Here is a 25,904-nt window from a genome sequence, read left to right on the forward strand (position 1 = left end):
CGGCTGCTCCGGGAGCAGAGATGAGCGATAGCGATCCGAAATATGCCGCCCAGCCAGGTCGCGGCCGCCAGGCAGACACGCCCAACCATATCCCGCTGGCGGGCTGGAAAGACATTGGGTGGAGAGTGTTTCGCGCTATTGGCGAGGACCGCGTGCTGTTCACGTCGGCCGGAGCGACATTTTACATTCTCCTCGCGCTGGTACCCACGCTTAATGCCTTCGTGTCGATCTACGGCCTGTTTAACGACCCCTCGAGCGTCGTCGGACAGGTCAACTTGCTGGTCGGGATCATTCCTCCCGGCGCGCTTGAGATCGTGCGCGATCAATTAACCCGTCTGTCGGCTCAGAGTTCTGATAGCCTCGGCTTATCACTGCTGCTGTCCATAGTACTCGCCCTCTGGAGCTCCAGCGCTGGGGTCAAAGCCATGTTCCAGGCCATGAATATCGCCTACCATGAGGATGAGCGACGCTCCTTCATTGCCTTCAACGGCATCGCACTATTGTTCGCTCTGGCTGGCGCGCTATCGGCCCTGTTGGTCATCACGGTGGTGCTTATTCTGCCCTTTATCGTTTCGTATCTCCCGTGGTCGGAGGGTTTGGGGTGGACGGCGCGCGCCGGGGCCTATGTCGCGATGGCGCTCATCCTCTCATTTGGTATCGCGGCGCTTTACCGTTGGGGGCCCAGCCGCGAACAGGCGAAGTGGCGGTGGATCACCCCGGGCTCCTTGCTGGCGGTTTTGATGCTGGCCGCAGGCTCAGTGATCTTCTCCTGGTATGTCAGCAATTTTTCCGACGACAGTGCCACCTATGGCTCTCTGGGTGCGGTCATCGGCCTCATGATCTGGCTGTGGGTTTCGACGACGATTGTCATACTCGGCGCCGAACTCAATTCGGAAGTGGAGCATCAGACGGCGCGCGATACCACCACCGGAGACCCCGTGCCCCTCGGCGAGCGCGGTGCCCATATGGCAGATGCGGTTGGCCGGGTCTGGCCGCCCGAGCGCGAGACGGTCGAGGTTCCCAAAATCCGAAACCGAAAGAAGTTCTCCTTGGCTGCCTTGGGCATGGTTTTGCCCGCGCTCCTCGTCTCCCGCTTCGCCAGAGCCAAGGATCAAGGCTCATCATCGGGTCCAACAACCCACCGCCGTCCCTGACGGTTTTGGAGGCGCGTGGGCCAGCGCCGAGGCTCTTCCAGTCCTCGCACTCAAATACCACCGCGTCGGAATGGCAACTTCGTGCAACTCGCACTAGGAACCTTCAATTCGGAAGTCGGGCAAGCGGGTCCAAGTGCAATTAAACGGTAATCGGTGGTCGGATGCGTGGCGGTTTCAACTGCTGACCTCTGGGATGCGGCAAACGCAATGCTGCGGCCATGGCGTCCTCTTTTCGGCCATATGGACCGTCGAGCAGGCTGTGAGCATCGTATACGCCGAAACTGCCATCCGGCCGCCGCCGCACCTCCCAACCATCAATCCAGGCAACTTCCTTATCCATATTCGGTCTCCAGGCTTTCGCTAGCAAGCGGGGATGAGGACGCGAAAAGTTCGCGCGTCTCAGTATCAAGGGGGCCAGTGAGAAGGTGTTGGGTGGGCGCTAAGCCGATAAAGGCGCACCATATTGTTGCCGTGGACGGTTTCCCAATAAACCCGGCACAGCAAATTCCTGCGATTGCCAGAGCGCACGCCCTCGACATTCAAGGCCTTAGCCGCGGCCTCTTCTGGCGATTTGGCCTCAACGACACAGTCCGGCTCAATGCGCCCCGAGCGCAGGTCAACGACTCGAAACTTCGCCATGCTACAACTCCTTGCGAAGATTGTTAGCGATGCGGCGGCCTGCCTTCATTTACATATATTAAGTTTGGGTCGATTTGCCGGACGGAGATCGCACGCCTTCAGTCGAAATGCGGTCTGCAAGGCGGGCAGACTTCAACTGTCACCGGACAAATGCCATCACAGTTTGCCAGGGAACCGCGACGGACCCAGAAACGGCTTCATCAGTTTCGACGGTATCGCTGGCAGTGTTGATGCGCAGCGTCCAGTCTCCGTCCGGCAAAACAAATTCTGCGTCATCGCCAGCATTGAGAAGCACCAATGTGTCGGCCCCAGATGCAGACACGGTTTTCAGTCCGAAGCAGCGCAGGCCTTCATTCTGCCAATCGGTGTCTGCCATCTGCCTGCCTTCTGGATGCAACCACTCAAGTACTGGATTGTCGTTCGGCTCAGCGGCCTCCGCCACTCCAAAACGGGCATGAGCTAAGTTGGTCGACCTGCGAAAAGCGCTGAGTGCTGCAACGGCCTCGACAATTTCAGGTCGAGCCTTGTTCCAGTCCAGCCAACTGATTTCATTGTCCTGGCAATAGGCATTGTTGTTGCCGTTCTGGCTGTTGCCGAACTCGTCACCGGCCAGCACCATCGGGACACCTTGACTGAGAAATACCGTCGCGAGCATGGCTCGCACCCGCCGCATACGCGCGGCGATAACGCCTTCGTCTTCGGTTTCACCCTCCGCTCCCAGATTGTCGGACAAGTTGTGATCGTGGCCGTCATTGTTGTCCTCGCCATTGGCATCATTGTGCTTCTCGTTGAAGCTCACTGTATCCCATAGGGTGAAGCCGTCGTGTGCGGCGACGAAGTTTACGCTCGAAGTCGCGGGGCGGTGGCTGTGATTGAACTGCACCGGAGAGCCTGACAGCCGCTCAGACATGGCGCCTGTCAGACCGTCGTCCTTGCGCCAGAACGATCGGGTGTCGTCCCGGAATTTGTCGTTCCATTCACGGAATGGCCATCGATAGCCGCCGACCTGATAGCCGCCATCCCCAATATCCCACGGCTCTGCAATCAGTTTGATGCCAGCCAGCACAGGATCCTGGCGCAACGCATTGAAGAATGAGCCGTCGCGCTCGAAGCCTTCAGACTCCCGGCCCAGGGTGGACGCAAGATCGAACCGGAATCCATCGACATGCATGGCCTGCACCCAATAGCGAAGGCTATCGAGCACCATGCGCAACACCATGGGATGCGAGACATTGAGAGTGTTGCCTGTGCCAGTCGTGTCGAAGCTGTGGCGACTGTTCTCGGGTGAGAGCAGATAATAGCTCGCATTGTCGATGCCGCGGAAGGACAGCGTTGGTCCAAGCTCATTGCCCTCGCAAGTGTGGTTGAACACCACGTCCAGGATCACCTCGATGCCGGCGGCATGGAACTTGCGGATGGCCTGCTTGACTTCGCGGATCTGGCCAGTGTGCAGATAGGGAGCGTGCGGCGCGAAGAAGGACAATGTCGAGTAGCCCCAATAATTGGATAGCCCCTTGTCGACGAGATATCGATCATTGGCGAAGGCGTGGACCGGGAGCAGTTCAAGGGTCGATGCTCCGATCTTGAGCATATGGTCGATAATGGCGTCGGTGGCCAAACCCTTGAAGGTGCCGCGCAGCTCTTCCGGTACGTCCGGGTTCATCATTGTCAGCCCGCGAACGTGGCCTTCGTAAATCACCGTATCCTGCCAGCGCGTCCGCAAGGCGCGATCAGTGTCCCAGTCAAAAGCCGGGTCGGCAACGACGCCCTTGGGTACAAACGGCGCACTGTCGCGCTCATCAAAGCTCAGGTCGTCCTCACCGATGGTATAGCCATGCAGCGCATCGTCCCAAACGATGCCGCCCTTTAGCTCCCGCGCATAGGGGTCGAGCAGGAGCTTGTTGGGATTGAAGCGATGGCCCTCTTCGGGGGCGTAGGGGCCGTGGACGCGGTATCCGTAAACCTGCCCGGGAAGGACGCCCGGCAGGTAGCCGAACCATATGCCGCCCTCCATGGCGGGCAGATCGAGGCGATGGATTTCGCTTTTCCCCGAAGGGTCGAACAGGCAAAGCTCCACGCGTTCGGCGTGTTCTGAAAACAGTGCGAAATTTGTCCCGTCTCCCATGACTTCAGCGCCCAGGATGTCGGGTCGACCGGCCTGGAGATCAAAGGTCGGCTTGCGATCGAGAGATTTGCTCATTGCTTAATCCAGGCCGGGCGGAGGCGCGCGGAACCATGACAATTATGCTCGACCACCAGGGACGGCGCATTTGAACGTCTTTCGGAAGAGAGCGGTTCCGGCCCGTATCGACAATTCTAAGAATTTGCTGAGCCCCAGGCGAGGAAGACATACTGGTCGCCAAATTGCTCCTGCCAGATGGTATCATTTTCCGTCTCCAGGCTGTCAGCCAGACCAGCCCGTAGCGAGCGCTGACCGTCGCTGCGCTCCAACACCATCCGGCCGTTGGACAGTTCCATGCGTGCCACGGCGGTCGCCAAGAACGAGCTTTCTTCGCGGCGAAGCTCGAGCAGGCGACGCGTTAATCGGGCTTTGGTTCCGGACAATCCTTCGCCCTCGTTGAGCCTTGCGAGCGCACACCAATCCACTGCCCGGCGGTTATCTGGATCAGTCAGGGCCAGGAAAATACCCTCGCTCCCCTGATAAATGTCCGGGAAGCCAGGCATGATCATTTTAGCGACCAGTTGTGCCATTACCAGGGAGTCGCCGAGCGCCAGAAGTCGCGACAACTCAGCGGGACACCTTTTGCGCCACGCGCCGATCACTGCCTCGGCGAGACCAATCGTTGCCGTCTCAGCGCCCTCGTCTGGTTTGGTCCAGAAACTGGTCTCCTTCGCCTCCCGCATGGCCTTGCGCAAGTGATCGGCAAGACGGTTTGTCAGATTCGGGTCATCAGGATCCCAGATTGCCAGGCACGTTTGCACAACATACCAACGCCACTTGGGCGCGACAGGGAGCGCTGCCTCCATGCTTTCCGCCGTCGCATAGAGAGAGCCAAAGGCATCAGGGGCATGGCTCATCGCGACCAGCCGCATGCGTGAATCTTCCGAGCGCTTGGTGTCGTGTGTGGAGGTCAGCGTCATGTCCCAGGGCGAACGATCCGAAAGGAAGACGTCTGCCTCAGCCTTTTCAAGGGTCGCTTCTTCCGGCTCGGCTCCAACCTCGTTGGCCGCAAGGTAGCGCGTCCACCGGAACCCGGCCGTGTCCTCTTGTGCTTTTGCCAATAGAGCCCCGGAAACCTGCTGGAATCGCAGGGCAAAGCGCATCGCGGCCCGGGTGTCCGGTTTGCTCAGCGCTGCAGCAAGCGCGTCAATCACAATTCCCGAGCGCAGGCCGATCTTGGCGCGTTCAGCCATGCCGGCGATGATCGCGCGATCACCTGCATTTGTGCCTGTGCTGTCGATATAGGTTCGATACCGTGGTGTTGCAGATAGTAGCGCAATGAGTGCCTCACGAAGGGCTTCAGGCCCAGGTTCTGCGCGTGCAGAACCTTCAGCCGCCTTGCTTCCCAGATTTATGAGTTGGTGCAGCTCAGCGGCCAGTTCGTTTTTCAGAATGTCACGTTTTGCTCTTGCAAGCGCGGCCTCGAAGGTTTCCGTCTCACCCGTGGCTTGTCGCCAGCTCTTATCGAGGCGCTCAAGACCGGAATGCGAGGTCAGGCCGCGCGCAATTAGCCTGGCCGCCTCGTATCCCGTGGTCCCGACTGTCTTCCAACCCTCGGGCAGACGCTCATTGCCTACAAGGATTTTTTCTACCCATACCGGTGTTTCGGGCAGGGTCTCTGCCAGACGATCGAGATAGGCGGCAGGATCAGCTAGACCGTCGATGTGATCGACGCGCAGCCCTTGCACTAGTCCCTGCTTCACCAGATCGATGATGAGTTCGTGTGTGTCATCGAAGACTTCAGGATCTTCAACGCGCATGCCAACGAGACTGGTTACATTGAAGAAGCGTCGATGGGTTATGCTGTCGCGCTCGGCCTCCCAATGTCGAAGGCGCCAGTGCTGGCTTTCGTGCAGCCGCCGAAAGGCGTCCGCATCAGCACCATCGAATTCCGTGTCCCTCCGCAAGGGAACCCGATTTTCGTCAAAAACCAGATGACCCTCTTCGACACGGAACCGATCATCAGAGAGCATTTTCTCGAACGGTTCTGGGAGAATGGGCAGCACCAGCGGACCCGCAGCCCAATCTATGTCGAAGTGGCGGGCAAAGGCACTTTGTTCGCCCTCTATCAGCACCTGCTGCAGCCAGGGATTGTCCAGGGTAAAGGCTGTGTGATTGGGCACGATATCGAGAATGATCCCAAGGCCCCCATTACGCGCCGCTTCAGCCAAACGTTCAAACCCGGCCCGCCCGCCAAGCACAGGTTCGATCTCCGCCGGGTCGATAACATCGTAGCCATGTGTTGAGCCGCCTGCGGCCGTGAAAATGGGCGAGAGGTAGAGGTGGGAGACGCCGAGACTGGCGAAATAACCCATCTGCTCCTGCACTTGGCCGAAACCCACACCATTGCGCAACTGGATGCGATAGGTGGCAATCGGCGGGTGCTGCGTCATGTTCGTGTACTCCAAACCGCCAGGGCGTAAGGATCTGTGGCGAGATCAAATTGTGAGAAATCCGGTTCACGGTCGATGGCGGAATGCTCACCCACGGCCCCGAAATTGAGAAGTACAACGAGTTCACCTGCCGCAAAGATCCAGCGGGCGGAGATCGCTTTTTCTCCCACAAGGGCAACCTGCGCCTTTCCAATACGGGGTGTCGCTGTCAGCGGCATGACATGGTGATGGCGGAAGGCGAGAGCTCTCTGCGTCAAGCTCTGCCAGTCGCGTGCTTCAGCTGTGTCGGACCAGTCCATATTGGACCGCGAGAAGGTATGCGGATCGATGGGGTCGGGCACCTGGTCGCCGAGAGCGGCAATGCCGGCAAACTCGGCGGCTCTGCCTTTGCGGGTGGCGGCGGCCAACTCACCCTCGTAATCCGCAAAGAAAAGAAACGGCGTTGTCGCACCGCGTTCTTCACCCATGAAAACCATCGGCGTGTATGGCGCGGCGAGCAGAAGCGCATAGGCGGTTTTGACGGCATCCGCACTCTCAGCAAGGCTCAACAGCCGCTCGCCGTGAGCGCGATTGCCGATCTGATCATGTGTCTGAATGGAATTGACGAAACTGGTCACCGGCAGGTGCCGGCAATCGGCGCCGCGCGGCGCTTCACGACCGGATCGGTCCTGTCCCTCTTCGATGTGCCCACGCTCTAGAGCGCGGGCGATGTCGCCAATCGGATCGACGGAGAAAGAGGCGTAGTAGTCCTGGCTCTCCCCGGTCAGGGCGGTGTGGATGGCGTGATGAAAATCGTCGTTCCAGGTAGCGGCATAGTAGCCTGTCTCCCGTAGTCCCGGCTCGTTCCGTTCGTCTTCGACAATCAGGTGCAGCGGCCGGCCAAGGTCTAGCTCGGAGACGGCCTGTCCAAGCTCGGCAAAGAATTGGTCTGCGCCTTCCCCCTGAATCTGATGCACTGCGTCGAGCCGCAAACCGTCCAGCCGGTAGTCCTCGAGCCACATCAAGGCGCATTCCATCCAGTAGCGACGCACTGGTGCCTGCGAGAAGTCGATGGCGGCGCCCCAAGGCGTGTGACGGTCGGGATTGAAGAACTCAGGCGTTATGGAATGGAGATAAGCGCCGTCAGGGCCGAAATGGTTCATCACCAAGTCGAGGAGAACCATCAGGCCGTGCTGCTGAGCAATTTCGACCAGGTGTCGGAGATCGTCCGGACTTCCATACGCTGGATGCGGTGCGAAGGGCAGAACGCCGTCATATCCCCAACCACGCCCTCCGGAAAAATGCGACACCGGCATGATCTCGATCGCGGTGAACCCGAGATCAGCCAGTTCCCGCATTTTTTCCGCGGCAGCCCTGAATGAGCCGTCGCCGGTGAAGGTGCCAATGTGGAGCTCGTAGATGACAGCTTCATGGAAGGGCCGGCCACCCCAGGCGGTGGACCAGTTATAGGAGGCTGGGTTGACGAGGCGCGAGGAGCCATGAACGTCTCCCGCCTGCAATCGGCTTGCGGGATCGGGGAGGCGCTGGCCGTCGATATTGAGAGAATAGCGCGCGCCTGAGGGGGCAGTGAATTCTGTGCGCCAGTATCCGTCCTCGCACCTTTCCAGTGGGTGCGTGGTATTTTCGAGTTCACAGGTCACGCTTGAGCGCGATGGCGCCCAGAGCCCTAGTGACCAGGTATCACCGGAAACGGGTGAGGCGCCCCATGACGAAATCATTCGCTCCTCCTAAAGCGACAAAAGCTCTGATGTCGGCAATGCCGTACAAAGCGTTTTGTTGCTCTCGCTGTTGAGGTCTGATCGATAAAACGACGTGCGAGTTTATGTTGTGAGCTACGCCATTTGCCTGACATACGATTTCAGCGAGTACATCACGGCCGAGAAAGTCGGTGCCGAACAGGGCACGGGGTGTACCGGCGGCCTGAAGAGAAGGTTTGACGATGGCAGAAGGCTAGACACCATAGATCGGTGGCCCGAAGACTGTCGCCAATACGATGATGCACACCGTCACCGACGGACCCGAATAGAGCCTTTAAGATCTATGGATTGACGAGATAACTGGCGGAGAGAAAGGGATTCGAACCCTTGAGACGGTTCCCCGCCTACACACTTTCCAGGCGTGCGCCTTCGACCACTCGGCCACCTCTCCGCATCGCGCATGCCCGATTTGGAAAGTCGGGATTGCGGTCCCCGAGGGGGCCGCTGCGAGCGAGGCGCAATATACCCATCAAGGGCGCGGGCGCAAGGGATCACTTTGGCGCCACGCCGATTGTTTTTCCGCGGGCCCAGCCTATCTCTTTATCTGCGTACTATCTTGTGAGAGCCGGGTGCGGCATGGCACAACCCCTAAGTGCTTGCGAAAGGAACGAACCAGGGCCGGTCCGACTTAATCAAGCCAAGCACAGGGAATGTGAATGCGGCTTGTATTGCGAATATTGGGCACCTGGTTGATTGGCCTGGCGCTGATTTTTCTTGTCGTGGATGGTACCAAATCCCTGGCGGCCAATGCGCTGGTCTTGACCAGCCTTGGCCAGGCCTGGATGCAACTGCATCCGCCCAGCCTCGAAGCGGTGTCAGGCTTTTTCGAGAGCCGGTTCTTTGCCGATCTGCTTGACGCGACCATGCAGACGCTGCTGACGTATCCGGTCTTTGCCGTCTTGGGCGTGCCCGGCATCGTGCTCGCGCTGATGGGCCGGAGGCCACGTCGCGAACGTTTTCTGCGCCAGGAACAGATCTGAGACCAGATATGACCCGGCACCGTCGATCTGAAACCACATTGCGCGCGTAACCTCTTCCGATTGCCGTGCGAATAAAGGGCTGAAAGGAGACAAACATGTTTTTCCGCCAAAAGCCGACCACCATCCCGACCGCCGCCGAGGCTCTGGCGGGCCGATCCACCGAAATGCCGGTGGATGCCAATCATTTTGTCAATGGCGCAGCGCTCAGGGGCCCCCTTCCCGATGGGGCCGAAACCATCTATTTTGGCCTCGGCTGTTTCTGGGGCGCCGAGCGCCTGTTCTGGGAACTGCCCGGCGTGATCGTGACGGCCGTGGGCTATCAGGGCGGACACACGCCCAATCCCACCTACGAAGAAGCCTGTTCAGGCCGCACCGGCCATACCGAGGCGGTCAAGGTGGTCCATGACCCCAAGACAATCAGCCTCGAGACCCTGCTCAGGAGTTTTTGGGAGGAGCACGATCCCACCCAGGGCATGCGCCAGGGCAATGATGTGGGCACCCAATATCGTTCGGCCATCTATACCACGACACCCGAACAGGCCGAAATCGTGGCGAAAAGCCGGACGGCCTATCAGGCCGCACTCGATCAGCGCGGTCTTGGCCCGATCACCACCGAGATCGCGACAGCGGGGCCCTTCTACTATGCCGAAACCTACCACCAGCAATATCTGGCCAAGAACCCCAATGGCTATTGCGGGCTGGCCGGCACCGGCGTTTCCTGCCCGATCGGTCTTGGTGTCGCGGCCGAATAGGGATTTCAGCCTGAACGACCTTCCCCCAGGGTGATAAATGAGGCGTCCCGACGATCCGCCGGGGCGCCTTTGCCTTGCTTGGCCGACATGCTCTGGCCTCTAGGGCGTCACCGCATAGATCTTGAGCGGCCCGCCCAGCGACACGTCCCTGAGCCAGTCCGGCGGGGTGCCGGCGGCAAGGAGGCTTAGCACCGTGTTCGGTGCCTCGAGGCCCGGTCCGCGCATTTCCGGCATGGCATCGCAGGTGACCATCAGCCCCAACCCCCGCGTGACGGCCATGGCGCGGGCCTCGTCAACAGGGCGATTGAAGTAGCGGAAGGCGTCAAGCACCCCGGCCTCATTGCGATGATAGGGTGCGGCGACCACCGCATGCGGTGTTTCGAGCAGCAGATGTGACCCCAGGTCGATGGGCGCCATGATCCGCTCCGGCGGCAGGCCGGCAAGGTCGATGAAACTATCGGAAACGAGGCATGGCAGTTTATTGGCCCGTCCCTCGGTCACCGCCTGCGCCCGTCCGGTGGGCAGCAGGGCCAGAACGAGGCTGACCACGACGCTGAGGATCACGCCCGAAAAGACCAGCCAGGCACCCACCAGCCCCAGCGCCGAAACCAGGCGCGGACGACCGAGATAGGCGTTCCGCGCTGAAACGATCAGCCAGGCCGCTGCCGGAATGGTCGGCAGGATGGCCAGCCGTGCGCCGCGCACCTGCGCCAGCATCACCAGCGTGGCGCAACCGAGGAAGATGATCAGCGTCATCCAGCCCAACCGCTGCGCCGGTTCTAGCTGGAACGCCAGGCCAGCGGCGAGCAGGCCGAGGAACACCGGCGCCCCCACCACGATCGAATAGATGGGCAGGTCCCACAGGGACACATGCCAGGGCTTGGCCTCGACAATGGCGGCGATCCAGTTGTCCTGCAGCCAGGGGTCGAGGCTCCCATAGGGACCGGCAAGGCATTGCGGATAGACAAGAACCACCGAGGCAGCTGCAACCAGGCCCAGAGCGCCCACGAGGAGAAGGCGCAGCCAGGTCGCGCGGGGCGACGGCAGCAGCGAGACGATGGAAAATGAAAGGCCAACCATGAGCCCGGCCAGCACGAAGACCGGCGAGATCATGTCGCAGGCCGCCTCCAGCCAGCGGTCCGGCGGTCGCGCCAGCATGAGATGGACCAACAGCCCGCCGGCCAGCCCCAGCCCGAAGCGCCTGAGATTACCGGCCCGCGCCGGATCGGCCACATAGCCAAAACCGAAGGCGAGGATCGCGGCCACCACCAGCGGCGCTGCCTCCAGCGCCACCGCCAGTGCTGCCGCTGCCAGCAGTCCGGCCCCCCAGGCTGCGACCGGGCGGCGCAGGGCCACGAGACTGGCCCACAGGCAGCCAAGGGTCAGGAGGATGATGACATTGTGGTGGTCCACCCGCCCCGGCGTGAATTCGGCGAGAATTGCGGGGCTCAGGATTGGTAGCACCAGCGCCGGCAACAGCCCTGCTCGGCCCACCAGTTCGACGGTGACCCGGACACTGAGCCACAGCAACACGCCCAGGAGCAGCAGCGGCCAGATCGTGCCGGTGGCAATTTGTGCGGTGTGCATGTCGGTAAATTGCAGACATAGCCACAGCAGGCCTGCCAGCGGCAGGTCGATCAGCCGCGACCAGTGGATTTCAGCGCCGAAGGGGGTGTTGAGCCTATGCTGCACCAGATCGTACCAGCCCTGGCCGCCGAGCAGGTCGCGCACCACCACCATGCGCATCGCGTCATCCGTATCGAGAAAGAACGGTCCGGCGCCATGGGCAAAAAGGCCACGCCCCACCAGCGTGCCCACAGCCAGCGTCCAGATAGCCATGAGCCACAGCCAGTCCAAGCGGGTAAGGGCAGGGGAGGGCGCTGCGGACAAGGCGATATTCCTTTGGCGAAGAAGACCCAAGCTTGGATCAGCGCCGGTTAATAGCGGGTGCAGATGTCAGGGCGCCGCCTTATGATCCGGGGGCGATCGGAAGGAGACCGGCATGGATATGCAAGCCAGCCTTGGCCCCATCGGCCAGATTGCCCGCAATGTGCGCGACATTGCCGAGGCCACAAGATGGTATCGCGATGTCCTGGGCCTGCCCCTGCTCTATAGTTTCGACGGCATGGCTTTTCTTGAAGCCGGCGGCACCAGGCTCTATCTGCAGCAGGGCGGTGACCCCGGCCCCGAATCCATTCTCTACTTTCGCACTGCCGACATTGCCGCGACCCATGCGCGGCTCTCCGAAAGCGGTGTGGTCTTCAACCGCCCGCCTCATATGGTGCACCGGCACCAAGACGGCACAGAGGAATGGCTGGCTTTTTTCGCCGATCCCGAAGGACGTCCGCTTGCGCTTATGGGGCAGGGGCCAAACCGATAGCAGCAAGGCGGGAAAATGCGTGACCCGCTAACCTATTGCCAACCATTGCCGGGCGATGATGGCGCCGGACGCGGGACCACCTCAGTGGACAGACAGATCGACAGTTTTTGGACTTTGCCGGATGCCGATCCGGTCAAGGCGCTGGCGCCAATCCAGCGCCTGGTGCTGTTGGCTTTTGTGGGCGCATTGCTTGCCGGCTTCCTGCTGGTCATGTCGGCCCTGCATGTGATGTGGACCACCGACGCCCTTTCCATGGCAGATGAGCGCGCCCGCGCGGCCGAGATTGCCGATATCCTTCTCGACCTACCCAGGGATCAGGCCGAAGACATGGTCGCTGCGCTGGGCGAAGTGGCCGGCTTGCGGGGGCTGACGCTGTCCCGTGAGGGTGCCAGCGAACCCTTCGCACAATCCATCCCGCTTCTCGCCGGGTCGCTGGGCGGCCAATTTCTGCTCTGGCATGCGGATCGGCCTGGGCTTTATCTGTTCAACAGCTTTGCGCCCCAGCGCGTGCCGGTCATGCTGGTGCTGATCGGCAGTGTGCTGGCCTGTCTGGTCTTCATGCAGAGCCGGGTGCGGCGCATCGAGGACCAGCGCATCCTGGCGCAGCGCCAGGCCATGCGCGATCACCTGACCGGCCTGCCCAACCGGTTGGCACTCGAGGGGGAACTGGCGCGCCTGGCCGAGGAGAAGCAGCACTTTTCCATGCTGGCGCTGGATCTGGACAGGTTCAAGCCGATCAACGACCTCTTCGGCCATCACGCCGGTGACCTCACGCTGATCGAAGTGGCGCAGCGCCTGGCGATGCAACTGCAACCCGGCGAGTTCCTGGCGCGCATCGGTGGCGATGAATTCGTGGCCATCGTCCAGCGTGGTGGTGAGCGGGATGTTCTCAGCATGCTGGCGCGCAGCTGCATCGCCGCCGTCAGTCAGCCGTTGCAGGTCGTGGGCCAGAATGTGTCGGTCGGCATCAGTCTCGGCATTGTAGAGCATGGGCTCGATCACCCGGCAAATGCGCTGCTCAAGCACGCCGACCGGGCACTCTACGAGGCAAAACGTCTCGACGGTGGCGCCTTCTGCTTTACCGGCGAAGGCACTGCAAGTGCAGCGAGTCAGCGGGCCGCCGTGGCTGGCCCATCTCCGCTTCTGGCGGTCGGCTGACCGGCCTCAGGCCGCCCGCTTGCCTTCGGGCTTTTCGCCCGGCCGTGGTCGCGGGCTCAATCCATGCATGAACAGCTGTTCGAGATAGCGCGCGGCATCCTCGAACCGTCCCTCGCCATTGCGCCCCTTGCCCAGCACCGCCCGCACCTGCACGTCAAAATCGGCATAGTGCTGCGTTGTGGCCCAGATCGAAAAGATCAGGTGATAGGGATCGGACCGCGACAGGCGGCCCTGATCCATCCAGGTGAGGAGGACCTTGGCCTTCTCGTCGACGAGATTTTTGAGATCCACCTCGATCATGTCGATCACATGCTCGGCGCCGCGCAGCATTTCATTGGCAAACAGACGGCTTTCACGCGGAAAGTCGCGCGCCATTTCCAGCTTGCGACGGATATAGGAGCGGATTTCGGTGAAGGGGTCGCCATTCTCATCAAACTCGCGCAGTGGCGCCAGCCAGGTGTCTAGCAGCCCGGCAATCAGCCTTCGGTGAATCTCTTCCTTCTTCGGAAAATAATAGAGCAGGTTGGGTTTGCTCATCCCCGCCACCTCGGCGATCTGGTCGATGGTGGCGCCGCGGAACCCGTGGACGGAAAAGACTTCCAGCGCGGCTTCCAGGATGATGTCCTGCTTTTCCTTCTGGATGCGGGTCAGCGGTCGCTGCCGCACCGGCGGATGACTTGCGGCTGCCTTGGCGTCCGCCTTGTGCTGGCGCGTGGCTGCGACAGGCACATGGTCGGCGGCTTTCAATTTTCTCGTGGCCATTTTCGCCTTGCGGGAATGTGTAGGGATGCTAACATTTTTCCAACTGGTCAAAATTTCCGGGGTTCGGGCCGTCGCGTCAAGACCCAAAAGCAGGCCAGCTCAGATTCATTGGGAGCGAGAGTTCGTGTCCACTTCATCCAACGTTGCGCCGAACGATCTCAGCGCCTTCTGGATGCCCTTTACGGCAAACCGGCAGTTCAAGAAATCCCCACGCATGTTCGTGGCCGCCAGGGATATGCATTACACCACTGCCGACGGCCGACAGGTGCTTGATGGCACGGCAGGCCTGTGGTGCTGCAATGCTGGCCATGCACGCCCGAAAATCATCGAGGCTATTGCCAAACAGGCAGCAGAGCTCGATTACGCCCCCGCCTTCCAGATGGGCCATCCCAAGGCCTTCGAGCTGGCCAATCGGCTGGTCGACCTGGCCCCCGAGGGACTCGACCATGTGCTCTTCACCAATTCCGGCTCGGAATCGGTGGAGACCGCGCTCAAGCTGGCGCTGGCCTATCACAAGGTTCGGGGTGAAGGCTCGCGCACCCGCCTGATCGGCCGCGAACGCGCCTATCACGGCGTCAATTTCGGCGGCATTTCCGTAGGCGGCATCGTCACCAATCGCAAGATGTTCGGCACGCTGCTGGCCGGCGTTGACCACATGCCCCATACCCATAATCTCGAGCAGAACGCCTTTTCACGCGGCGAGCCGCCCCATGGCGCCGACCTGGCCGACGAGCTCGAACGCATCGTCACCCTGCATGATGCCTCGACCATTGCCGCCGTCATCGTCGAGCCGGTGGCCGGCTCCACCGGCGTGCTCATTCCCCCGCCGGGCTATCTCAAGCGCCTGCGCGAGATCACCAAGAAGCACGGGATCCTACTGATTTTTGATGAGGTGATCACCGGATATGGTCGCCTGGGCACCCCGTTCGGGGCGGACTATTTCGGCGTCACGCCCGACATCATGGTCACTGCCAAGGGTCTGACCAATGGCGTCATCCCCATGGGCGCGGTGATGGTGTCGGCCGAGATCCATGACACGTTCATGGCTGGCCCCGAGCACATGATCGAGTTCTTCCACGGCTATACCTATTCGGGCAATCCGGTCGCCTCGGCAGCGGGCCTGGCAACGCTTGAAACCTACAAGGAAGAGGGGCTGCTGACCCGCGGCGCCGAGCTCGCCAAGGTCTGGGAGGATGCCCTGCATTCTTTGAAGGGCCTGCCCCATGTCATCGACATCCGCAATATCGGCCTTGTCGGCGCCATCGAGCTTGAGCCCATTGCCGGCCAGCCCACCAAGCGCGCCTTCTCGGCCTTCCTCAAGGCCTATGAGCAGGGCCTGCTGGTTCGCACCACCGGCGACATCATCGCGCTCTCGCCCCCGCTGATCATCACCAAAAGCCAGATCGGCGAGATCGTCTCGACACTTTCGGGCATCCTCAAGACACTTGAGTAGAATGGAACAAAAATTCTATACCAAAGAATATAGAATGATCGTTCCCAATTTGGAGGGGAAGTCCTGATGCATGTCATCGAAAATGCCGTAGCAGGCAAGCGCTATGTCTCGTCCTCGACTCGCCGCGTCCCGGTGTTCAATCCCGCGACCGGCGAGCAGAGCGCCGAGCTGCCGCTGTCGACCCTCGGCGAACTCAACGCTGCGGTCGAAAGTGCCAAGAAGGCGCAAGTGGCCTGGGGCAATACCCCGCCCATGAAGCGCGCCCGTGTCATGTTCAGGTTTAAAGCGCTGCTCGACCAATATGCGCACGATATTGCTCGCGAGATTTCACGCGAGCACGGCAAGGTGCATGACGACGCGCTGGGCGAAGTGGCCCGCGGCATCGACTGCGTCGATTTCGCCTGCGGCATTCCGCAGCTCCTGAAGGGCGAGTTCAGCCGCAATGTCGGCCCGAGCATCGACTCCTATTCGGACCGCCAGCCTTTGGGCGTCGTGGCCGGCATCACCCCGTTCAACTTCCCGGCCATGGTGCCGATGTGGATGTATCCTGCGGCCATTGCCTGCGGCAATGCCTTCATATTGAAGCCCTCCGAACGCGACCCCTCCGCTTCGATGCTGGCCTGGAACCTCTTTATGGAAGCCGGGCTCCCCGAGGGCATCCTCAACGTCGTGCATGGCGACAAGGAAATGGTCGATGGCATTCTCGACCATCCCGACATCAAGGCCGTGAGCTTTGTCGGTTCCACCCCAATCGCCGAGTACGTTTATCAGCGCGGCACTCAGGCCGGCAAGCGCATGCAGGCCCTGGGCGGCGCCAAGAACCACATGGTCATCATGCCCGATGCCGATCTCGATCAGGCCGCCGATGCGCTGATGGGCGCCGGCTACGGCTCGGCGGGCGAACGCTGCATGGCCATTTCGGTCGCCGTGCCGGTGGGCAAGGACACCGCCGATGCGCTGGTGGCAAAGCTCAAGCCGCGCGTTGAAAGCCTCAAGATCGGCCCGGCCACCGACAAGGACGCCGAAATGGGGCCGGTCGTCACCAAGATGCACCGCGACAAGATCCTGGGCTATATCGATTCTGGCGTCGAACAGGGCGCCAAGCTGGTCGTCGATGGCCGCGGCTTCAAGCTCCAGGGCTATGAAGAGGGCTATTATGTCGGCGGCACACTGTTCGACAATGTCGAGCCGGACATGACGATCTATCGCGAGGAAATCTTCGGGCCGGTGCTCTCCGTGGTCCGCCGCGAAACCTTTCAGGACGCAGTCGACCTCATCCATGGCCACGAATATGCCAATGGCACGGCCATCTTCACCCGCGACGGCGACGCCGCCCGCGAGTTTGCCGACAAGATCGAAGTTGGCATGGTGGGCATCAACGTGCCCATCCCGGTGCCGGTCGCCTACCACTCTTTCGGCGGCTGGAAGCGCTCGCTGTTCGGTGACCACTCCATCTACGGCCCCGAAGGCGTGCATTTCTACACACGGCTCAAAACTGTCACCACCCGCTGGCCCGCCGGCATCAAGGGCGGCGCGGAATTTTCCTTCCCGAGCGTGAAGTAGGAAAAGATGGTGAGAGGGCAGGAACAGTCTCAACCCCTCACCGCAACCCTCTCCCCGCGAGGGAGAGGGGCCGAAGGCTCCGGCAATTCCAGCAAAACACCGGCCCCCACCTCTCCCCTGAGGGGAGAGGTCGACGCGAAGCGTCGGGTGAGGGGTTCAGTGCAGCGGGCGCGCACGCTTCGTTCGAATGGCTCCGATGCGGAGCGCAAATTGTGGAGACTGCTGCGTGGTCGCAGGCTCGAAGGCCACAAGTTCGTGCGCCAGTTGAACATTGGTCCGTACACAGCGGATTTTGTCTGCCGCAAGGCCGCGCTGATCATTGAGGCCGATGGCGGCCAGCACGCTGAAAGCGCGCAAGATGCCAAGCGCACCGCCTACCTCAATGCCCAGGGCTATTCCGTCCTTCGCTTCTGGAATAGGGACATTCTGCTTCATCCCGAAACCGTTTGGGACGCGGTCGTCAGCGTCCTGGCGCTGAACCCCTCACCCGACCTCCGCTTCGCTCCGGCCACCCTCTCCCCTCAGGGGCGAGGGGTCAGCGGCGCACGCGCCGCTTCTGCCAAGAAACGCAGCTTCCGGCTCAATGCCGTCCAAACTCAAGAGTAATCTCATGACCTCTCCCGGCGAAAACCTTCGGATCAATGGCGACCGGCTCTGGGAGAGCCTGATGGAGATGGCGAAAATCGGCCCCGGCGTGGCTGGCGGCAATAATCGCCAGACCCTGACCGATGCCGACAGGGAGGGGCGCGAACTCTTTGCTCGCTGGTGCGAGGCGGCCGGGCTGACGCTGGGGGTCGACCAGATGGGCACCATGTTTGCCCGCCGCGAGGGCACTGACCCTGATGCTCTGCCGGTCTATGTCGGGTCCCATCTCGACACCCAGCCAACCGGCGGCAAATATGACGGTGTCCTCGGCGTATTGGGCGGGCTCGAAGTCATCCGCTCGCTCAACGACCTGGGGATCAAGACCAAGCATCCCATCGTCGTCACCAACTGGACCAATGAGGAGGGCACCCGCTTTGCCCCGGCCATGCTGGCCTCGGGCGTCTTTGCGGGCATGCACACGCTCGACTGGGCCTATGACCGCAAGGATGCCGAGGGCCTGCGCTTCGGCGACGAACTGGACCGCATTGGCTGGAAGGGCCCTGAACAGGTCGGCGCCCGCAAGATGCACGCCTTTTTCGAACTCCATATCGAGCAGGGGCCGATCCTCGAGGCCGAGGGCAAGGATATCGGCGTCGTCACCCATGGCCAGGGCCTCTGGTGGCTCGAGGTGACGCTGACCGGCAAGGACGCCCATACCGGCTCGACCCCGATGAACATGCGCGTCAATGCGGGCCTGGGCATGGCCCGCATCACCGAGGCGGTGCACCGGATCGCCATGGCACACCAACCCAATGCCGTGGGCGCGGTGGGCCAGGCCAATGTCTATCCCAATTCGCGCAATGTCATTCCGGGCAAGGCGGTCTTCACCATCGACATCCGCTCGCCGGAGCTGGAAAAACTGACCTCGATGCGTAGCCAGATCGAGGCGGCGGCGGCAGAAATCGCCGAGGAACTGGGCCTGGGCCTTTCCATCGAACCCACCGGCCATTTCGACCCGGTGACCTTCGACGAAAACTGCGTCAAGGCCGTCCGCGACGCTGCCGAACGGCTCGGCTACAGCCACCGCAACATCGTCTCGGGCGCCGGGCACGACGCCTGCTGGATCAACCGGCTCTACCCCACCGCCATGGTCATGTGCCCCTGCGTCGATGGCCTCAGCCACAACGAGGCCGAGGATATTTCGAAGGAATGGGCAGCGGCAGGGGCCGACGTGCTGTTCCACGCCGTGGTCGAGACGGCGGAGATCGTGGAGTGAGTGAAAATCAGCCGCCAGCTAAGGGCATTGTCAAAAATCCACTCACCGTGATCGCCGTCTTCGCGGGATTGGCAGAAGTTAGCGCTACTATCGCGCTTCCGCAGCTTGAACAACAGGTACAGAGTATTTTTGTCTGGTTTGTAATGCTGTTCCCTACACTGTTAGTTGCCCTCTTTTTCTTCACGCTTTGGTCAAAACACCATGTTTTGTATGCGCCTAGCGACTTTTCTGACGAAGATAACTTTATGAAGCACTGGGTTCCTTCGTTATCACGAAACGCGACAGACCCAATAACATTTGAGGAAATAGAAGAGGGCATTGTCGATGAGCAAGCGGTGCCCAGAGACAAGGCGTCTTCAGGTTCAGAACCTGAAGCCGCTAAGAGAATCGACTATCCGCAAAAGAGCGAAAAGACTATTCAAAGCTACGAGCGGCAACATGAATCTTGGCAAGCAGAGCGCCTCCTGGTTGCTAGAATTTCGAGCGAGTTAAATCTTAGTTTTGTCCGTGATGTCGCCTTGGCCGACATGCAGGATATTCGATATGACGCAATCGCCAGCGGCCCCAGCGGGCCGGTTATTGTTGAGGTAAAGCGAGTAATTAGCGCTAGTGCGGCTCGTCAGGTTGCTCGTCGCGAACTTGAGCGAGCCGCACTTGTGTCACTAAAGGTTCCGGAGGAGACACTGGCTGGTGGCCGCCTGATTGTAGGCATCGTCTTCGCAAAATTTATTGAACTAGGCGAAATGCGGATGATCGAAGCTGAGCTCAACAAAGAAGCTTCGTCAACGCAATTGCCGATCAAGGTAGAGTTCCGACTGTATACCTTGGAGCAACTTCAGAGATCCAGTTCCGGCCGCGAATACATATCCTAGTGCTTGCGCGCGTAATACAAATATTGAGGTGAAATATGGCCAGCAAGATCATCAAGAACGGCACCATCGTCACGGCCGACCTGAGCTACGAAGCCGATGTCAGAATCGAGGGCGATGTCATCGTCGAGATCGGCAAGAACCTCTCCGGCGACGAGACCCTCGACGCCACAGGCTGCCTCATCATGCCCGGTGGCATCGATCCCCATACCCATCTCGAAATGCCTTTCATGGGCACTTATTCGGCCGATGATTTCGAAAGCGGCACGCGTGCGGCGCTCTCGGGCGGCACCACCATGGTCGTCGATTTCTGCCTGCCTAGCCCCGACCAGAGCCTGATGGAAGCGCTCAAGATGTGGGATAACAAGTCGGGCAAGGCTTCGACCGACTACTCCTTTCACATGGCCATCACCTGGTGGGGAGAACAAGTGTTCAACGAGATGGCAGAGGTGGTGGACCGGGGCATCACCAGCTTCAAGCACTTCATGGCCTATAAGGGCGCGCTCATGGTCAACGATGACGAGATGTTCGCTTCGTTCCAGCGTTGCGCGGCGCTCGGCGCCCTGCCGCTCGTGCATGCCGAAAATGGCGACGTCGTTGCGGCGATGACGGCAAAACTTCTGGCGGAGGGCAATAACGGGCCGGAGGCCCATGCCTATTCCCGCCCCCCGGAAGTCGAGGGTGAAGCCACCAACCGCGCCATTATGCTGGCCGACATGGCGGGCGTACCGCTTTATGTGGTCCACACCTCTTGCGAACAGGCGCACGAAGCCATCCGCCGCGCCCGGCAAAAAGGCATGCGGGTCTATGGCGAGCCGCTGATCCAGCACCTGGTGCTCGATGAGAGCGAGTATTTCAATCCCGACTGGGATCACGCCGCCCGCCGGGTCATGTCCCCGCCCTTCCGCAACAAGCAGCATCAGGATTCGCTCTGGGCTGGCTTGCAGTCGGGTTCGCTCTCCGTCGTTGCCACCGACCATTGTGCCTTCACCACCGAGCAGAAGCGCTTCGGCGTCGGCAATTTTGCGAAAATCCCCAACGGCACGGGCGGCCTCGAAGATCGCCTGCCGGTGCTCTGGACCGCCGGGGTCAATACCGGGCGCCTGACTCCCAATGAATTCGTGGCGGTGACGTCCACGAACATCGCCAAGATCCTCAACATGTATCCCAAAAAGGGTGCGGTCATGGTCGGCGCCGATGCCGATCTGGTGGTCTGGGATCCCAAGCGGAAAAAGACCATTTCGGCCAAAAACCAGCAGTCGGTGATCGACTATAATGTGTTCGAAGGCTTCGAGGTCACCGGCCTGCCGCGCTTCGTGCTGAGCCGCGGCAAGGTTTCCATCGTCGAAAGCGAGGTCAAGGCTGAGCCGGGCCATGGCAAGTTCGTCGCCCGCGAGGCGAAGAATCCTGTGAACCGGGCGCTGAGCCAGTGGAAGGACATCGTCGCCCCGCGCAAGGTCGAGCGGACGGGTATTCCGGCGACGGGGGTTTGATGAGTTTGGTTGTCGCGGATATATCCCCATCACCCGTCTCGGCCTTTGGCCGACCCTCCCACCCGGGTAAGAGAGGAACAGGAGGGCATTGGGCCCACTCTTCTCCCCCTCGCGGAAAAGGTGGCCCGAAGGGCCGGAAGATCGGGGGGCTCGCATGAGCGTCGTCTCAGCCACCAATCTCGGCCTCACCTTCCCCACCGGTGATGGTGACATCGTCGCGCTTTCCGACGTGAATTTAGCCATCGAGAAGGGCGATTTCGTCTCCTTCATCGGTCCCTCAGGCTGCGGCAAGACCACGTTTCTCCGCGCCATCGCTGATCTCGAAAAACCCACATCCGGCACGCTCACCGTCAACGGCATGAGCCCCGAACAGGCCCGCCGCAATCGGGCCTATGGCTATGTGTTCCAGGCGGCAGCGCTCTATCCCTGGCGCACCATCGAAAAGAACATCGCCCTGCCGCTTGAGATCATGGGCCATTCGGCGGCCGAGCAGGCCGAGCGCGTCCAGCGCACCATGGAACTGGTGAACCTGTCCGGCTTCGAGAAGAAATATCCCTGGCAGCTATCGGGCGGCATGCAGCAGCGCGCCTCCATCGCCCGTGCGCTGAGTTTCGACGCCGATCTCTTGCTGATGGACGAGCCCTTCGGCGCATTGGACGAGATCGTCCGCGACCACCTCAATTCCGAATTGCTCAAGCTCTGGGCGCGGACGCAGAAGACCATCTGCTTCGTCACCCACTCCATTCCCGAGGCGGTTTATTTGTCCACCCGCATCGTGGTGATGTCGCCGCGCCCCGGCCGGGTGATCGACGTTATCGACAGCACCTTGCCGAGAGAGCGCCCGCTCGACATTCGCGAAACTGCTGAATTTTTGGCGATTGCCGCTCGCGTCCGCGAGGGTTTGCGGGCTGGTCACAGCTATGACGAGGGGGCGGTGTGATGCGGGTCGGGCGACGGATTGCAGCCCTATTGCCGGTTCTGCTGCTCTTGTGCGTCCCTGCCCTCGCTCAGAAGGATCGGGGTCTGGACAAGGCCAGCGACGGACAGTTCACAGGACTGCTCGTGGTGACCGACGACCTGGATTGGTACGACATGTTCGCCCGACCGGAAGTCCCGCAGTTCTCGGGGAAGTCGCATTTTGTGCCGGGCGATTGGGGCTCGCTTGCCATCGTCTTCAGCAACGCAGAAGCGATAGACGGAAAGGCCGAAATACGATGCGACTCAGAGGCCTTCGATCCTTCAGGCTCCAGGCAAGTGGCAACAAACGAGGTTTGCTATGCCGGTCCCTATAGAGGGCCGAACATCTTGCACCCGACCCTGGTTGATCTGCGCTTCGGCATAGCCGACGATGATCCGCATGGGCCAGCTGGCTTCAAAGTGACTCTGCGCGACGCCAATTCCGATCGAGAGGTAGCGCTAGAGGTGCGCTTTACCCAAGGCGCCAAGCCATGACCCGCATCCTCCCCGTCCTCACCATTCTCCTCGCCCTCCTCGTCATCTGGTACGCCGCCGCCATTGGGATGAACGCGTCCTGGCAGGAGAGGCTCAATACCCGCGCCGACCTGGTCGATGTCCCCTTCATCACTTTTGCGCAGCAGACCTGGGCGCAGGACAAGCCTGTCCTGCCATCGCCGCATCAAGTGGTCGGAGAGATATGGAACGCCACGGTGGCGCTGGACATCAACTCCAAGCGCTCGCTGGCCTATCACGGCTGGATCACTCTATCGGCGACCCTGCTCGGCTTTGCCTTTGGCACCGCGCTCGGTGTGCTGCTGGCCGTGGCCATCATCCACAATGATGCGTCCGACCGCTCGCTGATGCCCTGGATTATCGCCAGCCAGACCATTCCTATCCTCGCCGTGGCGCCTATGGTGGTGGTGGGCCTTGGCGCGGTGGGCCTGACCGGCCTTGTGCCGAAATCGCTGATCTCAATGTATCTCAGCTTCTTCCCGGTGGTGGTCGGTATGGTCAAAGGCCTGCGCTCGCCCGAGGGTATCCAGCTCGATCTGATGCGCACCTATGACGCCAATGGCTGGCAGACTTTCTGGAAGCTGCGCTGGCCTGCCGCCATGCCGTTCCTGTTCGCTTCGATGAAGGTCGGCATCGCCATTTCGCTGATCGGCGCCGTGGTCGCCGAATTGTCCAACGCCTCGGGCGGCGGCCTCGGCGTGCGCCTGCTCACCGGCTCCTACAATGGCCAGACGGTGCAGATCTGGGCCGCCCTGTTCATCGCGGCAGGCCTGGCGGCAATTCTGGTGGCCGTGGTGGGCACAGCAGAAAAATGGGTCAATGCTCGCATGGGGGCACGGGCATGAGGCATGTTCAGGGTCGTTGGCTAGCCATTCTGGGGCTCGTATGCGTCGTGGTCGCCGCGCTGATGCCGGAACTGGTTGCAGATGGGTCAACCTATCAGCAGGGTCTGATATTCCCCATTTTCATCCTGCCCATGGCAGGGCTCTTTGCTAGCGCCATCATTGGCCTCTGGACACGCTGGGGCGTGTTTGCTGCTGGTGTCAGTGCGATCTTGATCTTTTGTTCAGGGCTGTTGCTACCGGGCACTGGAGAGACATACCAAGCCGAAGTCGGCCCTGCTTACTGGCTGTACCTTGCCGCGTTCTGGTTGCTGACGTGGAATTTCGTCGAGCGACTATCGGCCGCCATCCGGATTGGTAGGCTGCCTGAAACTGGAACGGGCTTGATCATTCCTCTGACCTTCGGTCTGACTCTCCTGATCCTCTGGGAGGCCGTCACCCGCGGCGCCAATGTGCCGCCGGTGCTGCTGCCGCCGCCATCGGCCATCTGGGCGCGGCTGACTTCGGAAGTCCCCACGCTCTGGGCCGATTTCGTGCAGACCTTCGTCAAATCCGTGCTGCCCGGCTATGCCATGGGCTGCCTTGCGGGCCTCGGCGTCGCGATCCTTGTCGACCGCTCGCCCTTCCTCAAGGCCGGCATCATGCCCATCGGCAATTTCATGTCGGCTTTGCCCATTATCGGCATCGCCCCGATCATGGTCATGTGGTTCGGTTTCGACTGGCAGTCCAAGGCCGCCGTCGTTGTTGCCATGACCTTCTTTCCCATGCTGGTCAACACGGTGGCGGGGCTCAACGCAGCCTCCGCTATCGAGCGCGACCTCATGCACACCTATGCCGCCTCCTCGTGGCAAACCCTTATGAAGTTACGGCTTCCCGCTGCGGGCCCCTTCATATTCAACGCCCTCAAGATCAACTCGACTCTGGCCTTGATCGGCGCAATCGTAGCGGAATTCTTCGGAACGCCCATTGTGGGAATGGGCTTCCGGATTTCGACCGGGGTGGGGCGTCTCGCCATCGACCTGGTCTGGGCGGAGATCGCTGTTGCGGCGGTCGCGGGGTCCGCCTTTTATGGGGTGATCGCTCTCATCGAAAGGGGCGTCACCTTCTGGCATCCGTCTGTCCGTGGTGGACGGGCGTAACAGGGAATGGGAACGTAAAAATGAAGAAGCTGATCGCAGGTCTGCTCACCGGCGCCCTGGCGCTGGGCATCGCACCGGCCTTTGCACAGGACGCGCTGACACTGCAATTGAAGTGGGTGACCCAGGCGCAGTTCGCCGGTTATCTCGTCGCCGAATCCAAGGGCTTCTATGACGAGGAAAACCTCGACATCACCATCCTGCCCGGCGGCCCCAACATCGCCCCCGAACAGGTCATTGCCGGCGGTGGCGCCGACATCATCGTCACCTGGATGGCCGCCGGCATGGCCGCCCGTGAATCGGGCGTTCCACTGGTCAATATCGCCCAGCCCTTCAAGCGTTCGGGCCTGATGATGATCTGCCCCGAAGAAACCGGCATCACCTCGGTCGCCGATTTCCCCGGTCACACCCTAGGCGTCTGGTTCTTCGGCAATGAATATCCGTTCTTTGCATGGATGAACAAGGAAGGCATCGCCACCGATGGCTCGGAAGGCGGCGTCACCGTCCTCCAGCAGAGCTTTGATATCCAGCCCATGATCCAGGGCCAGGCCGACTGCATCTCGGTCATGACCTATAATGAATATGGCCAGGCGCTCGATGCCGGCTATGGCCCCGATAACCTCACCATCTTCAACTATACCGAGATGGGCAATGACCTGCTCGAAGACGGCCTCTATGTCATGGAAGACTCGCTCTCCGATCCGGCCAAGGTCGATGCCTATACGCGCTTTGTGAAGGCCTCGATGAAGGGCTGGGCCTATGCCCTGGAAAACCCTGAGGAGGCCGCGCAGATCGTCGTCGACATGGACGATACCGGCGCCGCCACGATCGAGCACCAACTCTACATGGTGGGCGAAGTGACTAAGCTGGTCGACGCCACCGACCCGGCCCTCGACATGGAAACCTATGAGCGCACCGTGCAGGCTCTGCTCGACCAGGCGATCATTACCGCCGAGCCCGAGGGTGCCTACACGACCGTCGTCACCGACGCGCTGAAATAGGCAGCGCATACTGAACGGAGAGAGCGGGCGGGGAGCGATCCCCGCCTGCTTTTTGTTGG

22 protein-coding genes and 1 tRNA gene are annotated in these 25,904 nt (G+C 61.0%); 16 read left to right on the top strand and 7 right to left on the bottom strand.

The features are described 5' to 3' along the window. Window positions 1–20 precede the first annotated feature (20 nt). Window positions 21–1,154: a YihY/virulence factor BrkB family protein gene (locus ACXYMS_RS15165; protein WP_458907624.1), complete on the top strand. Its 1,134-nt coding sequence runs from the start codon at window positions 21–23 to the stop codon at window positions 1,152–1,154. 139 nt (window positions 1,155–1,293) lie between these two features. On the opposite strand, the gene ACXYMS_RS15170 is transcribed toward ACXYMS_RS15165, so the two are convergent. The 5 genes from ACXYMS_RS15170 to ACXYMS_RS15190 form a co-directional block, all read right to left on the bottom strand. Continuing rightward, entirely contained in the window at window positions 1,294–1,494 is a 201-nt protein-coding gene (locus ACXYMS_RS15170; RefSeq protein ID WP_458907626.1) for a hypothetical protein, read from the bottom strand. Window positions 1,495–1,932: 438 nt separating this feature from the next. Then, window positions 1,933–3,993, bottom strand: coding sequence for a glycogen debranching protein GlgX (glgX, locus tag ACXYMS_RS15175; RefSeq protein ID WP_458907628.1), 2,061 nt, complete (start codon window positions 3,991–3,993; stop codon window positions 1,933–1,935). Between the two features lie 116 nt (window positions 3,994–4,109). Beyond that, entirely contained in the window at window positions 4,110–6,368 is a 2,259-nt protein-coding gene (gene treY / locus ACXYMS_RS15180; RefSeq protein ID WP_458907630.1) for a malto-oligosyltrehalose synthase, read from the bottom strand. After that, entirely contained in the window at window positions 6,365–8,086 is a 1,722-nt protein-coding gene (gene treZ, locus ACXYMS_RS15185; protein ID WP_458907632.1) for a malto-oligosyltrehalose trehalohydrolase, read from the bottom strand. The genes treY and treZ overlap by 4 nt, the downstream gene beginning before the upstream one ends. Before the next feature lie 340 nt (window positions 8,087–8,426). Further along, window positions 8,427–8,516: transfer RNA gene (locus ACXYMS_RS15190), tRNA-Ser, on the bottom strand. A gap of 265 nt (window positions 8,517–8,781) precedes the next feature. Here ACXYMS_RS15190 and ACXYMS_RS15195 point away from each other — a divergent pair. Then, entirely contained in the window at window positions 8,782–9,105 is a 324-nt protein-coding gene (locus ACXYMS_RS15195; protein ID WP_458907634.1) for a hypothetical protein, read from the top strand. Window positions 9,106–9,200: 95 nt separating this feature from the next. Beyond that, window positions 9,201–9,857 carry a peptide-methionine (S)-S-oxide reductase MsrA gene (gene msrA / locus ACXYMS_RS15200; RefSeq protein ID WP_458907636.1) on the top strand — a complete coding sequence of 219 codons (657 nt, stop codon included), beginning with the start codon at window positions 9,201–9,203 and terminating at the stop codon, window positions 9,855–9,857. 99 nt (window positions 9,858–9,956) lie between these two features. On the opposite strand, the gene ACXYMS_RS15205 is transcribed toward msrA, so the two are convergent. Further along, on the bottom strand, window positions 9,957–11,747 hold the full coding sequence (locus tag ACXYMS_RS15205) for a hypothetical protein (RefSeq protein WP_458907638.1): 1,791 nt from the start codon (window positions 11,745–11,747) through the stop codon (window positions 9,957–9,959). A 112-nt stretch (window positions 11,748–11,859) separates the two neighbouring features. On the opposite strand from ACXYMS_RS15205, the gene ACXYMS_RS15210 reads away from it, so the two are divergent. Both ACXYMS_RS15210 and ACXYMS_RS15215 read left to right on the top strand, forming a co-directional pair. Beyond that, window positions 11,860–12,237 carry a VOC family protein gene (locus ACXYMS_RS15210; protein ID WP_458907640.1) on the top strand — a complete coding sequence of 126 codons (378 nt, stop codon included), beginning with the start codon at window positions 11,860–11,862 and terminating at the stop codon, window positions 12,235–12,237. A gap of 84 nt (window positions 12,238–12,321) precedes the next feature. Beyond that, a complete protein-coding gene (locus ACXYMS_RS15215) occupies window positions 12,322–13,395 on the top strand; it encodes a diguanylate cyclase domain-containing protein (protein ID WP_458907642.1) in 1,074 nt (357 codons plus the stop codon). A gap of 6 nt (window positions 13,396–13,401) precedes the next feature. Here the strand turns inward: ACXYMS_RS15215 and ACXYMS_RS15220 are convergent, their stop codons facing one another. Beyond that, a complete protein-coding gene (locus tag ACXYMS_RS15220; protein ID WP_458907644.1) occupies window positions 13,402–14,157 on the bottom strand; it encodes a TetR family transcriptional regulator C-terminal domain-containing protein in 756 nt (251 codons plus the stop codon). A 124-nt stretch (window positions 14,158–14,281) separates the two neighbouring features. On the opposite strand from ACXYMS_RS15220, the gene aptA reads away from it, so the two are divergent. From aptA to ACXYMS_RS15275, 11 genes are all read left to right on the top strand, one after another. Next, the gene (aptA, locus tag ACXYMS_RS15225) at window positions 14,282–15,610 is read left to right on the top strand and encodes an omega-aminotransferase AptA (RefSeq protein WP_458907646.1); all 1,329 of its coding nucleotides are present in this window, start codon (window positions 14,282–14,284) and stop codon (window positions 15,608–15,610) included. Window positions 15,611–15,676: 66 nt separating this feature from the next. Then, window positions 15,677–17,173, top strand: coding sequence for a CoA-acylating methylmalonate-semialdehyde dehydrogenase (locus ACXYMS_RS15230; protein ID WP_458907648.1), 1,497 nt, complete (start codon window positions 15,677–15,679; stop codon window positions 17,171–17,173). Between the two features lie 159 nt (window positions 17,174–17,332). After that, window positions 17,333–17,779: an endonuclease domain-containing protein gene (locus ACXYMS_RS15235; RefSeq protein WP_458907650.1), complete on the top strand. Its 447-nt coding sequence runs from the start codon at window positions 17,333–17,335 to the stop codon at window positions 17,777–17,779. A 4-nt stretch (window positions 17,780–17,783) separates the two neighbouring features. After that, window positions 17,784–19,034 carry a Zn-dependent hydrolase gene (locus ACXYMS_RS15240; protein ID WP_458907652.1) on the top strand — a complete coding sequence of 417 codons (1,251 nt, stop codon included), beginning with the start codon at window positions 17,784–17,786 and terminating at the stop codon, window positions 19,032–19,034. After that, window positions 19,031–19,906 (top strand): hypothetical protein, encoded by an 876-nt coding sequence (locus ACXYMS_RS15245; protein WP_458907654.1) that lies wholly within the window; start codon window positions 19,031–19,033, stop codon window positions 19,904–19,906. The genes ACXYMS_RS15240 and ACXYMS_RS15245 overlap by 4 nt, the downstream gene beginning before the upstream one ends. Window positions 19,907–19,941: 35 nt before the next feature. Continuing rightward, window positions 19,942–21,396, top strand: a complete 1,455-nt coding sequence (hydA, locus tag ACXYMS_RS15250; RefSeq protein ID WP_458907656.1) for a dihydropyrimidinase — start codon at window positions 19,942–19,944, stop codon at window positions 21,394–21,396. Window positions 21,397–21,550: 154 nt separating this feature from the next. Then, complete coding sequence (locus ACXYMS_RS15255; RefSeq protein WP_458907658.1) at window positions 21,551–22,336, top strand: ABC transporter ATP-binding protein; 786 nt, start codon at window positions 21,551–21,553, stop codon at window positions 22,334–22,336. A 125-nt stretch (window positions 22,337–22,461) separates the two neighbouring features. Continuing rightward, window positions 22,462–22,848, top strand: a complete 387-nt coding sequence (locus ACXYMS_RS15260) for a hypothetical protein (RefSeq protein WP_458907660.1) — start codon at window positions 22,462–22,464, stop codon at window positions 22,846–22,848. Further along, on the top strand, window positions 22,845–23,711 hold the full coding sequence (locus ACXYMS_RS15265; protein ID WP_458907662.1) for an ABC transporter permease: 867 nt from the start codon (window positions 22,845–22,847) through the stop codon (window positions 23,709–23,711). Before ACXYMS_RS15260 ends, ACXYMS_RS15265 begins: the two co-directional genes overlap by 4 nt. After that, window positions 23,708–24,847, top strand: a complete 1,140-nt coding sequence (locus tag ACXYMS_RS15270; RefSeq protein WP_458907664.1) for an ABC transporter permease — start codon at window positions 23,708–23,710, stop codon at window positions 24,845–24,847. The genes ACXYMS_RS15265 and ACXYMS_RS15270 overlap by 4 nt, the downstream gene beginning before the upstream one ends. A 20-nt stretch (window positions 24,848–24,867) precedes the next feature. Then, a complete protein-coding gene (locus ACXYMS_RS15275; protein WP_458907666.1) occupies window positions 24,868–25,845 on the top strand; it encodes an ABC transporter substrate-binding protein in 978 nt (325 codons plus the stop codon). Window positions 25,846–25,904 lie beyond the last annotated feature (59 nt).

The organism is Devosia sp. CAU 1758, from assembly GCF_054482695.1.

Excerpts from the sequence above, each read along its gene's own strand:
- ACXYMS_RS15165 (WP_458907624.1), top strand. The coding sequence starts at position 21 with ATGAGCGATAGCGATCCGAAATATGCCGCCCAGCCAGGTCGCGGCCGC.
- ACXYMS_RS15170 (WP_458907626.1), bottom strand. The coding sequence starts at position 1,494 with ATGGATAAGGAAGTTGCCTGGATTGATGGTTGGGAGGTGCGGCGGCGG.
- glgX (WP_458907628.1), bottom strand. The coding sequence starts at position 3,993 with ATGAGCAAATCTCTCGATCGCAAGCCGACCTTTGATCTCCAGGCCGGT.
- treY (WP_458907630.1), bottom strand. The coding sequence starts at position 6,368 with ATGACGCAGCACCCGCCGATTGCCACCTATCGCATCCAGTTGCGCAAT.
- treZ (WP_458907632.1), bottom strand. The coding sequence starts at position 8,086 with ATGATTTCGTCATGGGGCGCCTCACCCGTTTCCGGTGATACCTGGTCA.
- ACXYMS_RS15195 (WP_458907634.1), top strand. The coding sequence starts at position 8,782 with ATGCGGCTTGTATTGCGAATATTGGGCACCTGGTTGATTGGCCTGGCG.
- msrA (WP_458907636.1), top strand. The coding sequence starts at position 9,201 with ATGTTTTTCCGCCAAAAGCCGACCACCATCCCGACCGCCGCCGAGGCT.
- ACXYMS_RS15210 (WP_458907640.1), top strand. The coding sequence starts at position 11,860 with ATGGATATGCAAGCCAGCCTTGGCCCCATCGGCCAGATTGCCCGCAAT.
- ACXYMS_RS15220 (WP_458907644.1), bottom strand. The coding sequence starts at position 14,157 with ATGGCCACGAGAAAATTGAAAGCCGCCGACCATGTGCCTGTCGCAGCC.
- ACXYMS_RS15230 (WP_458907648.1), top strand. The coding sequence starts at position 15,677 with ATGCATGTCATCGAAAATGCCGTAGCAGGCAAGCGCTATGTCTCGTCC.
- ACXYMS_RS15240 (WP_458907652.1), top strand. The coding sequence starts at position 17,784 with ATGACCTCTCCCGGCGAAAACCTTCGGATCAATGGCGACCGGCTCTGG.
- hydA (WP_458907656.1), top strand. The coding sequence starts at position 19,942 with ATGGCCAGCAAGATCATCAAGAACGGCACCATCGTCACGGCCGACCTG.
- ACXYMS_RS15255 (WP_458907658.1), top strand. The coding sequence starts at position 21,551 with ATGAGCGTCGTCTCAGCCACCAATCTCGGCCTCACCTTCCCCACCGGT.
- ACXYMS_RS15265 (WP_458907662.1), top strand. The coding sequence starts at position 22,845 with ATGACCCGCATCCTCCCCGTCCTCACCATTCTCCTCGCCCTCCTCGTC.
- ACXYMS_RS15270 (WP_458907664.1), top strand. The coding sequence starts at position 23,708 with ATGAGGCATGTTCAGGGTCGTTGGCTAGCCATTCTGGGGCTCGTATGC.
- ACXYMS_RS15275 (WP_458907666.1), top strand. The coding sequence starts at position 24,868 with ATGAAGAAGCTGATCGCAGGTCTGCTCACCGGCGCCCTGGCGCTGGGC.